10 protein-coding genes, 1 tRNA gene and 2 pseudogenes are annotated in these 12,128 nt (G+C 63.3%); 7 read left to right on the forward strand and 6 right to left on the reverse strand.

The genetic code is table 11. The annotated features are described in order from the left end of the window. The coding region (locus QZ638_RS18290; RefSeq protein ID WP_295813344.1) for a cyclase family protein at nucleotides 1-582 on the forward strand (582 nt) is incomplete at its 5' end. A 4-nt stretch (nucleotides 583-586) separates the two neighbouring features. Next, nucleotides 587-1,315 (forward strand): SDR family oxidoreductase, encoded by a 729-nt coding sequence (locus tag QZ638_RS18295; RefSeq protein WP_295813345.1) that lies wholly within the window; start codon nucleotides 587-589, stop codon nucleotides 1,313-1,315. A gap of 12 nt (nucleotides 1,316-1,327) precedes the next feature. Here the strand turns inward: QZ638_RS18295 and QZ638_RS18300 are convergent, their stop codons facing one another. From QZ638_RS18300 to QZ638_RS18310, 3 genes are all read right to left on the reverse strand, one after another. Next, a complete protein-coding gene (locus tag QZ638_RS18300; RefSeq protein WP_295813346.1) occupies nucleotides 1,328-2,203 on the reverse strand; it encodes a LysR family transcriptional regulator in 876 nt (291 codons plus the stop codon). Between the two features lie 33 nt (nucleotides 2,204-2,236). Continuing rightward, entirely contained in the window at nucleotides 2,237-3,676 is a 1,440-nt protein-coding gene (locus QZ638_RS18305; RefSeq protein WP_295813347.1) for an SLC13 family permease, read from the reverse strand. Nucleotides 3,677-3,794: 118 nt separating this feature from the next. Further along, nucleotides 3,795-4,877: a DUF418 domain-containing protein gene (locus QZ638_RS18310; RefSeq protein ID WP_295813348.1), complete on the reverse strand. Its 1,083-nt coding sequence runs from the start codon at nucleotides 4,875-4,877 to the stop codon at nucleotides 3,795-3,797. A gap of 191 nt (nucleotides 4,878-5,068) precedes the next feature. Here QZ638_RS18310 and QZ638_RS18315 point away from each other — a divergent pair, with 191 nt between their 5' ends. Then, nucleotides 5,069-5,656 carry a TetR/AcrR family transcriptional regulator gene (locus tag QZ638_RS18315; protein ID WP_295813349.1) on the forward strand — a complete coding sequence of 196 codons (588 nt, stop codon included), beginning with the start codon at nucleotides 5,069-5,071 and terminating at the stop codon, nucleotides 5,654-5,656. 46 nt (nucleotides 5,657-5,702) lie between these two features. Here the strand turns inward: QZ638_RS18315 and QZ638_RS18320 are convergent, their stop codons facing one another. After that, on the reverse strand, nucleotides 5,703-6,221 hold the full coding sequence (locus QZ638_RS18320; protein WP_295813350.1) for a PadR family transcriptional regulator: 519 nt from the start codon (nucleotides 6,219-6,221) through the stop codon (nucleotides 5,703-5,705). Nucleotides 6,222-6,308: 87 nt separating this feature from the next. On the opposite strand from QZ638_RS18320, the gene QZ638_RS18325 reads away from it, so the two are divergent. Both QZ638_RS18325 and QZ638_RS18330 read left to right on the forward strand, forming a co-directional pair. Next, nucleotides 6,309-6,731, forward strand: a complete 423-nt coding sequence (locus QZ638_RS18325) for a DUF6194 family protein (RefSeq protein WP_295813351.1) — start codon at nucleotides 6,309-6,311, stop codon at nucleotides 6,729-6,731. Between the two features lie 384 nt (nucleotides 6,732-7,115). Further along, on the forward strand, nucleotides 7,116-7,874 hold the full coding sequence (locus QZ638_RS18330; RefSeq protein WP_295813352.1) for a hypothetical protein: 759 nt from the start codon (nucleotides 7,116-7,118) through the stop codon (nucleotides 7,872-7,874). A gap of 375 nt (nucleotides 7,875-8,249) precedes the next feature. Here the strand turns inward: QZ638_RS18330 and QZ638_RS18335 are convergent. After that, nucleotides 8,250-8,339 (reverse strand) — tRNA-Ser (locus tag QZ638_RS18335). Nucleotides 8,340-8,587: 248 nt separating this feature from the next. On the opposite strand from QZ638_RS18335, the gene rplU reads away from it, so the two are divergent. Together rplU and ftsH are read left to right on the forward strand one after the other, a co-directional pair. Continuing rightward, nucleotides 8,588-9,979 (forward strand): 50S ribosomal protein L21, encoded by a 1,392-nt coding sequence (rplU, locus tag QZ638_RS18340; protein ID WP_295813353.1) that lies wholly within the window; start codon nucleotides 8,588-8,590, stop codon nucleotides 9,977-9,979. Nucleotides 9,980-10,102: 123 nt separating this feature from the next. Beyond that, nucleotides 10,103-11,851, forward strand: a pseudogene (ftsH, locus tag QZ638_RS18345) (ATP-dependent zinc metalloprotease FtsH); the annotation flags it as partial. 36 nt (nucleotides 11,852-11,887) lie between these two features. On the opposite strand, the pseudogene QZ638_RS23375 reads toward ftsH, so the two are convergent. Beyond that, nucleotides 11,888-12,055 (reverse strand): annotated as a pseudogene (locus QZ638_RS23375) (trigger factor); the annotation flags it as partial. Between the last annotated feature and the right edge of the window lie 73 nt (nucleotides 12,056-12,128).

The raw sequence follows: 12,128 nt of genomic DNA on the forward strand, positions 1-12,128 counted from the left end.
AACGAGCATACCGGCACGCATTTCGACGCGCCGTCGCATTGGATTTCGGGCCGCGACCTACCAGACGCAAGCGTCGACGAGATTCCCGCCGAACGCTTCATCGGCCCGGTCTGCGTGATCGACTGTTCGGACGGCGCTGCCGCCGATGAGGATTTCGAGCTGACGCCGGAAATCATAGAGGCGTGGGAGGCCGAGCATGGCCGCATTCCCACTGAGAGCTGGGTGCTGATGCGCACCGACTGGTCGAAGCGCCGGGGCGCGGCCTATCTCAACATGCGCGAGGATGGCGCGCATTCGCCCGGCCCCACGCCGGCGGCGATAAGGCTTCTGGTGGACGAACGCGGCATTCGCGGTTTCGGCACCGAGACCGTCGGCACCGACGCCGGTCAGGGATCGCATTACACGCCGCCCTACCCGGCCCATTTCTATCTTCACGGCGCAGGGCGCTACGGCCTGCAATGCCTCAACAATCTCGACCGGCTGCCGCCCACAGGCGCCATGCTGATCGCAACCCCTCTCAAGATCAAGAACGGCACCGGCAGCCCGCTGCGCGTGGTGGCGCTTGTGCCCGGCAGGACCTGACACGATGGATAAAGAGCTGACAGCCGTCATCACCGGCGGCAACAAGGGCATCGGCGCGGATCTCGCCCGGACCATGCTGGATGCGGGCTATCGCGTCATCTCGGTCGCGCGCCGCGCGCCGGAGTTCTCGCATGAAAGGCTGAGCTCGGTCGAAGCCGATCTGCTGGACGACACTGCCGTCAGCGCGGCCGCAGCCGAAATCGCCGGCAGGCACAACGTCACCCATTTCGTGCAGAATGCAGGCCTGATCTGGCCGAATCTCATCGAGGACGCCAGCGCCGAAGACATCACCGGCCTCGCCCAGCTTCACCTGGGTTCCGCCCTCACGCTTTTGAAGGCCTTCCTGCCTTCCATGAAGGAACGCCGCTTCGGCCGCGTTCTCTTCAACGGCTCGCGCGCAGCGCTCGGCGCACAGACCCGCACCGCCTATGGCGCATCCAAGGCCGGCATGGTGGGTATGGCGCGCACCTGGGCGCTGGAACTCGCCCCCCACGGCATCACCGTCAACGTCGTTGCGCCGGGACCGATCCAGACCGACAATTTCTGGGGCATCATCCCGAAGGGCAGCGAGCGGGAAGCAGAGCTTGCCAAGCGCATTCCCGTCGGCCGGCTGGGCGCGGTGGAAGACGTCACCAACGCCTTCATGTTCTTCGCCGATCCAAAGGCAAGCTTCGTCACCGGGCAGACGCTCTATGTCTGCGGTGGTGCAAGCGTGGGCAGCATGCAGCTTTGACAGCGACGCACGTCAGGTACTGGCAGTGACGATCGAGCGCGCCGCCTGAAGCAGCGGGTCGTCATCCCTCTCCCTGAGGCTGGCAAAGACGAGCCGTGCGCCAGCGTGCGCCTTGCAGATCAGGTCCACCTCACCGTCCGCCTCCGCCGACCGTGCGGCATCTGCATGCAGCAGGCCGACGCCGACACCCCCTGCAATCAATGTGCGCGTAACCTGCTCCCGGTCAACGCTAATGATGCGGGTGGGCCGAAAATTATGCCTGCGAAACAGCGCCTCGGCCGCCTCCCCGCAACACGTGTCAGGGGCCGGGCAAATCCACGGCATCTCCGCCAGTTCCTGCCAGTCTGGCTCGTCTTTCGCGTCCACGGTCCCGGACGGAACGGCGAGATAGATGGCAAAGAGCGAAACGTCGACCACGTTCAGTTCATCGCCGGGTTTGTCGGTCTCATTGTAAAAACCGGCATCCAGCCCGCCATTGCGAATGCCTTCGGCAATGGAGCGCGATGTCCCATGCCGCAGCACAACATCCACCTGCGGATAGCGTTCGGCAAAACCCGTCATCAAACGCCCGAGCGCCTCTGGCTCGGAGTTGCACCCCATGCCAAGCCGCAGACGGCCGGTCAAACTGCCCTTGATCCGCGCCGCCTCCTCAAGCAGTTCCCGGTGGGATCCCAGCGTCTGCTCCGCCCTTGCCAACAGGCGTTCTCCGTCAGGAGTCAGGTCCATGCCGCGCGGGGTGCGCTCGAACAGCGAAAGTCCGAGCGTCTCCTCCATCGCCTTGATGTGCGCACTGACGGCGGGCTGGCTCAAATGAATGCGCTCGGAGGCCCGCGTAATGCTCCCCTCACGCGCGACGGCAACGAAAGTTCTCAGTTGCTGAATATCCATTCCCGCCTCATCGCCCGGTAGCCAGACGCATGTCTACATCATGCCGAGAGCATACCACCACAGGAGATCGAGCGGCATGAGCACGAGCGCGCCAATGGCGAACATCACCAGGCAAAGCCGTACCACCGCACCTGTCGGCAGGCCACCCAGTAGCATCGCCGTAATCAGTGGCGGCGCCTGATAGGGCAGAAACACATTGGAAAAGGCCAGCACCTGCGTCATCAGCACCGTGGTCAGCGGTAATCCCGTCAGCGCTGAGAGGTTCTCCGCCATGGGCGTCATGACGACGGGAACGCCAGGCAGATTGGTGATCATCGCCACCAGTGTCGAGATGCCGGTCAGCATGATCACATTCCAGACTGGCCGGTCTGCCGAGAAATCCGCATGTTCGCTCAACCTCTCCACCACCGTCTCGCCAAGCCCGGCGGACGAGATCACCGCCCCGAGACCGAGAATGCCGGCAACGAAGAAGAGCGATGCGTAATTCACCTCTTCATTGATACACTTCTTCGACGTCAGCCTCGAGGCGGGCCACAGGCAAAAGAGACCGGCCGCCAGCGCAATCCAGCCGGGAGAGACATGATGAAGAGCGTCTGTCAGCCACAGGACGAGGCATGCCGCCAGCACGAGCGCAAGCCGTTTCTCGGCCGGCGACATGTCAGCCTGTTTATCCCCCGTATCGGGCGGGCGTTGCGGGTCGCCATCGGGAAACATCTTCACGATCAGCACGACCAGAACCCAGGTCTTGAGCAGGCCGAGCACGGGAAAATGCGTCAACAGATACGCCCAATAGGAAAAGCGTTCGCCATAAAGCGTTTCCGCCATGCCCGCCATGATCATGTTCGGCGCGTTCGCGGGCAGGATTGTGAAGGCCGGTAGGAACGTGCCGAAGGCCGCCGCCAGAACCATCCCGGTGCGCCCGTTCGCACCCGCGCCATAACCCATGTGATCGGCAAGCCCGATGACGATCGGCAGTAGCAGCACGATCCGGCCGATGGAAGACGGCATCACAAAGGCCAGCGCCAGGCTGAAAACAGTCACCCCCGCGACAACCGTCGAGTAGCGCTTCCCCAGCATCCCGGAGAGCGCCGCCGCCATGCGCGCGCCAAGCCCCGTATAGCGGATCGATGCGCCCAGAATCATCCCGCCGAACAACAGCCAGAACGTCGAGGAATAAAACCCGGAAAACACCGTTTGGGGCGGCGCGATGCCGGACAGCACCGCCACCAGAAAGAACGCAAGCGCGGTCCAGTATTCCGGTGCGGCCGCAGTCGCCCACATGCCGATGCAGAAAACGGCGAGCGCAGCCGCAAGCGCCATGGGCGCCGGCACGAACAAAGCGGCCAGCAGGCCCACAGCGCCCGCCGCGACCACGATGCCGATTGATTTCAGAGTGGTTCGCGCTGGTTCACCGCCCGGCTGCGTCGCTGCGGGTGATCGCCCAGTAGCGGGCGATAAAGTCTGCTCCGACATGGAATGAACGTGCCTCGTGAAGAAATACAACGCGGCGACATTGGGCATTCCAGGCCCGCTCAATCCAATCGATTGTTCAGAGGGCTGCCCTCACAAAAACCGAACGCTTCGCCTCCACCTATCCGGCGACCCACCGCATCAGCGTCTCCACCGGCCCGCGTTTGAAGGCGCGCGACCAGACAAAGGCGAACACCGCCGAGACCACGCAGAAAATCAGCGCTGCCAGAACCGCCGCTCCCGGCGTCTGCCCGCCCAGCATGCCAAGCGTCTCCAGCGCGCCCATTCCGACCACGATATGAGCGATGTAAAGCGTCAGCGTCTGACGCCCAGCCGGCAAAACCGCCGGCATCAGCGGAGCCATCGCCGGCCGCTCTGCCAGCGCAAGGCAAAGCCCGATGATCAGAGACGCCATGCCCATCCCCGCCAGCATATAGAGCGGCATGGGCGGCACCGGCGCCGTGGTGACCAGATAGGCAAGCTCCGGGTCGATAGCGCCCAGAAGCGGTTGCAACCGCGCTGCGAGCACTTCCGCCAAAAGAAACGCCGTTAGCCCGCCCAGAGAAAGCGCATTGCGGACACGCCTTTCGCCAAGATCGAGCCGGCTCAAGATCACACCGAACAGCAGAAAACCAAGCCACGGAATGACCGGATGCCAGCCATTGAAGAAGAGGTTCCGCACGAAACCCGCCGGCGTCCAGAAATCGGCATAGCTGTAATCCACCCAGTCGCGCCCGGTATCGTAATCCAGCACAAAGTTCATGCCGATAAAGGCAATGTTGAGCGCCACGATCACCCAGACCAGCGTCCATGTGCGCAATGGAAGAAGGAGAACGCCGAAGAGGAAATAGAAAGCGTAATAATGCAGAATGTCCGCCTCGAAGATAAGGCTGTTCAGCAGGCCCACGATCAGAAGAAACAGCGCCCGCCTGATCGTGACGGAAATCGTGCGCTCCAATCCCCGCGACGCGGCCAGCCCCAGCCCCAGCCCGGCGAGCACCACGAAGGTGGCCGCCGCGCGCCCTTCGAACAGCATCGTCATTCCGGCCAGCAGCCCGTCACCGACTTCAGCGCCGCCCTCGGCCCCCATCACGATCTTGAAGTTCACGATCACCATGCCGACAAAGGCCAGAAAGCGCGCCAGGTCCAGCCCTTCGAAGCGGGCGCGCGCCTGCGCCTTGTGCAACACAACCGCGTCAGCCATGCCTCACCTCCCCGGCATCCTGCCGCCACAATCCGGGAAAACGCATCGCCGCTCTCACCCCCTTTGCCTGAAATCGATGTATCGCCGAAATCCTGTGGCTATCGCCCCGGGCGCCTTGTCCGCATCCCGGTCATCCATCAGTATATGAACGATCGTTCGTTCATATACTGATGGAAAGCAGAGACCGCAAGATGGCAGAGAAAACAAAACCCGCCGCACATCCGCGCAAGCTGCAAATCGTGGAGGCCGCGCTGGCTTGTTTTCTGGAAGCCGGCTACCATCAGACGGGCGTGCGCGACATCGCCCGCCGCGCCGGTATCAGCCTCGGCAATCTCTACAATCACTTTTCGGGAAAAGAAGCCGTTCTGGCCGAGATCGCGCGGATCGAAGCCGATGAACTTCGACCGTTCTGCACGACACTGACCGATGGACGCGATCCTGGCGCAACGCTCGAGCGCTTCGTCACCGACTACGCCGCCTATGCGTCGCGCCCGGAGAATGCGGTGCTCGGTCTTGAGATACTGTCAGAAGCCATCCGCGCCCCACAGATCGCCGCTCTGTTCTCCGACAACCGCGCAGCGCTCGTAACGGCCCTGGGCGACCTACTCGCCCAAGGCGCGGAAAACGGCCAGTTCCGCTCATTCGACACCCCAACAGAAACCGCCCGGCTCATTCTGGACGTCATCGAAGGCAGGGCGCTCAGAACCCTGCTGGAGGACGAGCCGCAAGCCGGACAGGACGCACTCTGGTGCTTCATCGACGCGGCGGTGCGTGGCTAAGCGGACTACCGCTTTTGGCAACCATGGCGTGCGAGCAGACTGCAAGCTAATTTCGGGCTAAGATCTTTGCTAGGCTATCCGCTGTGGTGGAAAGATTGGCGCTCCACATGATGAGGAGATCGTGTGTTCTGGGCGCCCCCGTTCCTGCGGGGGTAATCGCTGCGATCTTTTGCAGCCGATCCGCATTCTCGTTCAAACGTTCGGCGGTCTCGACAAGAAGCTCCCGCCCCTCTTCCAGCAGAGCGTCGAGAAAGGCGATGCCCGAACTCAATTCGATCAGGTCGAAACTCGAAAGGGCTTCGCGCAGCAGTTTGAAGAATGCGGCGTCGCCCGAATGGGTGATTTTGAACCGGGTTTTTCCGGGACCACGATCACCCGTTTCCTGCTCGCCTGCCGAGATCAGTCCCTCCTTCGCCATCTGCTGAAGAGCGTGATAGACGGACCCGGATCGCAGATGGGTCCAAGTCTGCACCTGCCACTCCTCGAGCAATTGGCCAATTGCATAGCCATGAGCGGGCCCTATCTCGCGGAGCGCTCCCAGCACCAGCAGCCTCACAACATTCATGCCGCTTTACCTCCGATTGCAAGCACTAGCCAAATTTGGCTAATTGCTGTAATCCAAATTACCCAAATTTGGCTAGTGGAGCTTAGCATGAGCATCTCTCTTGTCGATGTCCGATCATTTCTCGCCACGCTGCCAGATGTCAGCGTGCACGACACCACGGAGGATCTGTTCTTTTTCCGGGGCGAAGAGCAAAATTTTCCATTCGCAACCATCGTCACCCACGACGACCCTTATGACGCATTGTCGAATTTGAGCCGACCAGACGTCTTTAGGCTCAACTTCGCATCTGACAAGAAAACCTTCGCGATGCTGTTTCCTGAATTGCAGACAAAGGCGGCGTTGGCCGAAGCAAGGTTGGATTATCAGGCTCTCGACGTTCTTTTCCCGCATCCCGTTTATGGCAGGATGCGGTGGGTGAGCATCATCAATCCCAACAGGGTATGGAGCCAATGCCGGGAGCTGCTGGTCAGTGCGCACAAGGTTCGCGAACTCCGACCGAACAGTTGGTAGATGCAAACTGCCAGGCGGCTCGACAGTCACGGCAGCGAGTTGTTGGCAGGTTTTGGGACACGCCCCTGTCAAAGCCAACGTCTGTGATGGGGTCGCAAACCGACGAGGCAAACGTTGCTCGACGACGCGAGCTAGAACGGCAGCTTACCGCCGAGCCTTCCAGAAAACAGACCGTCCGCGGTCGGCCCCCAAAGCGACGTTGGGAATAATGTTTCCCAGTCTCAGCAAGCCGATGGGATGCCAACGACTGGGATGAGGTGGGAAGCGGAATGTCGGGTTTCACTTCGCCAAGTTGGGAAAGCTGCCCTTCCTCTTATCAACTGACTTCGCCAGCAACGCGCTCCTATCTTGTTCATTCGCTCACCTTCGTGTTGCTAACAGCTGATGTTTTGTACAGCCTTGGCCTCCAGACGACTCCCCATTCTGGCAGTTGATCATCCGCCGGCTCGAAAGCGACAAGCATCCGACATGACCCTCCCAAGCCAGTACCCCAACCACCACGTCCCGGTAAAATACTTCCTCGCTTCCTACCGTGCCCTCTCAGATGGGCGGACGGGCGTCCGTCTTCTGGAGGAGAAGCTAGACAAGTCGACGCGGTCTTTGCTGTCCGAATGGAAAGTTCTCTGGATCGGCACCTGCACGATTCTAAGAACCTCCATCGACTTATTCCGAATAGATGGCGAGAGCTGCCTCGCGCCGCGCATCCGCGAAGAAATACAGGCCGAATGGCACGCGATCAGAACGGAGAAGGAGAAACACGCGATTTTTTGGGAGTTCCTCCGGAAGGAACGCGACAGCGTAATCCATCAGTATGAATGGCGGGCATATGAGACATGGATCAAGCCCGACGGCACGTTTCGTGGGCCCAAGCTGTCGCTGCTAATCATGGAAGATGACGACGGCGCGAAGCCGGCGATCCTTATGAAGGAGGGTCTTTTCAAGGGCAGGGATTCGCTCGAGCTTCTGCGCGACGGAGTCGATTGGGTCGAGGAGCGAATCTTCTCGGCGGTGCGCCGCGCCGGATTCGATCCTGAGGAGGCGCGCAGCTTGGGCAGCTTTCTGCCGCTCCCCAAAATCGAGGGCGGGCTTCTCGGTGACCTGAGCAGCGGGGACGGGGACGCCGAAAAAGACAACAAACCATAGCGTCGCGTGGAACGTCACGAACCAACGCTTCTGACCGCTGCCCCACTCTCACCGGCTGTCACCCTGGGCTTGTACCGGGCCCCATCCTGAAATGACGCCGCGCGCCTTGAACGTTTGACGGAGTCGGTCGATAGACTGCGGGTTGGGCCTCGGCTTCCGCGATGGCGACGACCGGCGGAACAGGAATATCTTCGCGGCAGGTTTCGGGCATCAGCCTAGACACTCTTGTCGACCGATATGCGGTCGGCAGCTGCCGTTGCTGATCTTCAAAATAATTCGCACTGCAATGTAGAAACAGCAGATCTCTGCATTATTTGAAGACCGTACCGTGATCGACGGAAGCATCGCGTCCCAGGGGGCAATCGGCGATGTGTATGGCGGAGAGGGAGGGATTCGAACCCCCGATACCCTTGCGAGTATGCCGCATTTCGAGTGCGGTGCTTTCAACCACTCAGCCACCTCTCCGCGAGATGCTGGTCCGCTGCTGCCAGCGCGGCGCACTAGATAACCGCTCATCGGATTCGATACAAGAGCCAATCTGCCGCAATTTCAGGCCGTCAGCTTGACCTTGCGGCCTCCTTCCGTTATGGACACGCGACCTGCGGCGTGGGAGAGCCCCTGCGCCGTTTGTCATTTAACCCTCAAGACTGACAAAAAGACGGCAGGCCACGCGCTGTGGACCCAAGCCGGACCGGACACTGAAAGGTAAAAAGATGTTCGCAGTCATCAAGACCGGCGGTAAGCAGTACCGCGTTTCCGCCAACGACCTGCTTCAGGTCGAGCGGGTCACCGGCGAGCCCGGTGAGATCATTCAGTTTGCAGATGTGCTCGTCGTCGGCGAAGGCGAGGACGTCACCTTCGGCGCGCCGCTCGTCGATGGCGCCAGCGTGGCCGCAGAGGTGGTCGATCAGGGCCGCGGCAAGAAGGTCATCGCTTTCAAGAAGCGCCGCCGCCAGAATTCGCGCCGCAAGCGCGGCCATCGCCAGCTTCTCACCACCGTGCGGATCTCCGAGATCCTGACCGGCGGCGCGAAGCCCTCGGGCGCCTCCTTCCAGGCGGCGGCGCGGGCGGCGCGCTACGACCTGCTGCTGAAAGCCTGCGAGGCGCGCGGCATCTTCCATCTCGCCCTGGCGCACCACCTGGAGGACCAGGCGGAAACCTTCCTGCTGCGCCTCGGGCGCGGCAGCGGGCTGGACGGCCTCGCCGCCATGGCGCCGGTGAACGAGACCAGCGGCCTGCGCCTGCTGCGCCCGCTGCTGGGCCTCGCCAAGGACCAGCTGAAGGCGACGCTGAGCGCGCGCGGGCTGGACTGGATCGAGGACCCGAGCAACGACGACGGCGCCTACGCGCGGGTGCGCCTGCGCCGCCTGCTGCCGGAGCTGGCGGGCGAGGGCATGACGCCGGCGCGCCTGGGCAGCGCCACCCAGAACCTGGGCCGCGCCCGCGCCGCGCTGGAGGCCGACGTCGCCGCCGCGCTGGCCCGCGCCGTGCGGCCCGATCCGGCGGGCTTCCTGGATCTCGACCCGGCGGTCCTGCGGCGCGAGAGCCCCGAGGTCTCGCTGCGGGCGCTGGCGCGCAGCCTCATGGCGGTCGGCGGCTGCGACTACACGCCCCGCCTTGAACGCCTGGAGCGACTGCATGCCTACCTACAAAGCGGCCTCGCCAAGGGCGTGACCCTGGGCGGCTGCCGCATCGTTCCGCGAGCCGATTCTCTGGGCGACGAGCGCTGGCTCATCGTGCGGGAGGCCGGGCGCAGCGCGCCGGCTGCGCTGACGCCCGGGGGCGCCCTGCTGTGGGACGGCCGTTTCGAGGTCAGGCTGGCCCGCAACAAGGCCGCTGAGCAGGCCGAGATGACCGTCGGGCCGCTGGGCAACGCGGGCTGGCGGCGGCTGGCGGCGGCCCTGGAGGCGGCCGGCGCGGGGGCGCGGGCGGCCCGCATTCCCCTGGCGGCCCGCGGCGCCCTGCCGGCCATCCGGGACGGCCGCGGTCTGGCGGCCGTGCCACCTGTGGGCTATTTTAGGGACCCGGCGGCGGCCAAGCAGTTGAAAGAATGCCGTTTTGCCCCCACAAATGGGTTAACGAGCCCCGCTTTTACGGTTGTTTAGACCGCAGGGCGCATTATCTTCTACCTAGGGCGGCCAGGCGGCCGCGCATCGTCTTTTTACTCAGGGTGGCCAGGCGGCCGCCCGGGCGCCTTGGGCGTCTGGACGTTTGACAGGGGTTAGGCCGTGAATTTCAGCCGGAACGCAGCGCTGTGGATCATCATCGTTCTGCTGCTGTTTGCGCTGTTCAACTTCTTCCAGAGCAACATGAGCCGGGGTCCTCAGCAGGACATCCCCTATTCCGTCTTCCTGGACAACGTCCAGAGCGGGCAGGTGAACAACGTCACCATCCAGGGCAGCGAGATCACCGGCATCGACAGCAACGGCCGCACCTTCTCGACGCGCGCGACGGACACCCTCGACGGTCTCGTCCCGACGCTGCGCGAGGGCGGGGTGACTTTCACGGTCAAGCCGGTCGACAACAACAACACCCTGCTGAACATCCTCATCACCTGGTTCCCGATGCTGCTGCTCATCGGCGTGTGGATCTTCTTCATGCGCCAGATGCAGGGCGGCGGCGGCAAGGCCATGGGCTTCGGCAAGTCCAAGGCGCGCCTGCTGACCGAAAAGGTCGGCCGCGTGACCTTCGACGACGTCGCCGGCATCGACGAGGCCAAGCAGGAGCTGGAAGAGGTCGTCGAGTTCCTGCGCGACCCGCAGAAGTTCCAGCGCCTGGGCGGCAAGATCCCCAAGGGCTGCCTGCTGGTGGGCCCGCCGGGCACCGGTAAGACGCTGCTGGCCCGCGCCATTGCGGGTGAGGCCAACGTGCCCTTCTTCACCATTTCCGGTTCCGACTTCGTCGAGATGTTCGTCGGCGTCGGCGCCAGCCGCGTCCGCGACATGTTCGACCAGGCCAAGAAAAATGCGCCCTGCATCATCTTCATTGACGAGATCGATGCGGTTGGCCGCTCGCGCGGTGCCGGCCTCGGCGGCGGCAATGACGAGCGCGAGCAGACCCTGAACCAGCTCCTCGTCGAGATGGACGGCTTCGAGGCCAATGAGGGCATTATCCTCATCGCCGCGACCAACCGCCCGGACGTGCTCGACCCGGCGCTCTTGCGCCCGGGCCGTTTCGACCGCCAGGTGGTGGTGCCGAACCCGGACCTTGTCGGCCGCGAGAAGATCCTCTCGGTCCATATCAAGAAGGTCCCGCTCGGCCCGGATGTGAATATCCGCACCATCGCCCGCGGCACCCCCGGCTTCTCCGGCGCCGACCTTGCCAACCTCGTCAACGAGGCGGCATTGCTGGCGGCCCGGCGCAACAAGCGACTCGTCACCAACCGCGAGTTCGAGGATGCCAAGGACAAGATCCTGATGGGTGCCGAGCGCCGCTCGATGGTGATGGACGAGAAGGAGAAGCGGAATACCGCCTATCACGAGGCCGGCCATGCCATCGTCGCGCTGACGGTGCCGGAGTCCGATCCGGTGCACAAGGCGACGATCATCCCGCGCGGCCGCGCGCTCGGCCTGGTCATGCAGCTGCCCGAGCAGGACAAGTACTCGATGAACTATGTCCAGATGACCTCGCGCCTCGCCGTGATGATGGGCGGGCGTGTCGCCGAGGAGCTGAAATTCGGCAAGAACCAGGTCACCTCCGGGGCCCAGTCCGACATTGAGCAGGCGACCAAGCTGGCCCGCCGGATGGTCACCCAGTGGGGTTATTCCGACAAGCTCGGCCTCGTTGCCTATGGCGACAACCAGGACGAGGTGTTCCTCGGTCATTCGGTTGCCCGGACCCAGAACGTGTCCGAGCAGACCGCGCAGATGATCGACGAGGAGGTCAAGCGCCTCGTCAGCGAAGGCTATGACGTAGCCAAGCGGATCCTGACCGAGCGCCATGATGACTGGACGGCCCTGGCCGAAGCGCTGCTCGAGCAGCCTGCGGGGCGCCTTTCCGGGGCGGAAGCCCGGCAGGTTGACCTGCTTGGCGAGCTCCTTGGCAGCGACGTCGAAGGCCTTCTTGACGCGTGCGGGCTCGACCTCGACGGTCAGCTTGACGGTCACGTGGTCGACGGTCTCGACGGTGGTCTTCATGATGGGACGGACCTTCTGGACGTGGAGCGCTCCGCCGGTGGCCATCGCGGGGAGCACGCCGAGGAGTTCGGGGCGCGCGGGCGGGCCGGGCGGGGCGCGGTGCGGGGCACGGCGGTGG

It is taken from the genome of uncultured Nitratireductor sp., assembly GCF_913053745.1.
Taxonomy (GTDB): Bacteria; Pseudomonadota; Alphaproteobacteria; order Rhizobiales; family Rhizobiaceae; genus Nitratireductor.

Coding starts and splice junctions, on each gene's coding strand:
- QZ638_RS18295 (WP_295813345.1), top strand. CDS start 587: ATGGATAAAGAGCTGACAGCCGTCATCACCGGCGGCAACAAGGGCATC.
- QZ638_RS18300 (WP_295813346.1), bottom strand. CDS start 2,203: ATGGATATTCAGCAACTGAGAACTTTCGTTGCCGTCGCGCGTGAGGGG.
- QZ638_RS18305 (WP_295813347.1), bottom strand. CDS start 3,676: ATGTCGGAGCAGACTTTATCGCCCGCTACTGGGCGATCACCCGCAGCG.
- QZ638_RS18310 (WP_295813348.1), bottom strand. CDS start 4,877: ATGGCTGACGCGGTTGTGTTGCACAAGGCGCAGGCGCGCGCCCGCTTC.
- QZ638_RS18315 (WP_295813349.1), top strand. CDS start 5,069: ATGGCAGAGAAAACAAAACCCGCCGCACATCCGCGCAAGCTGCAAATC.
- QZ638_RS18320 (WP_295813350.1), bottom strand. CDS start 6,221: ATGAATGTTGTGAGGCTGCTGGTGCTGGGAGCGCTCCGCGAGATAGGG.
- QZ638_RS18325 (WP_295813351.1), top strand. CDS start 6,309: ATGAGCATCTCTCTTGTCGATGTCCGATCATTTCTCGCCACGCTGCCA.
- QZ638_RS18330 (WP_295813352.1), top strand. CDS start 7,116: ATGTTTTGTACAGCCTTGGCCTCCAGACGACTCCCCATTCTGGCAGTT.
- rplU (WP_295813353.1), top strand. CDS start 8,588: ATGTTCGCAGTCATCAAGACCGGCGGTAAGCAGTACCGCGTTTCCGCC.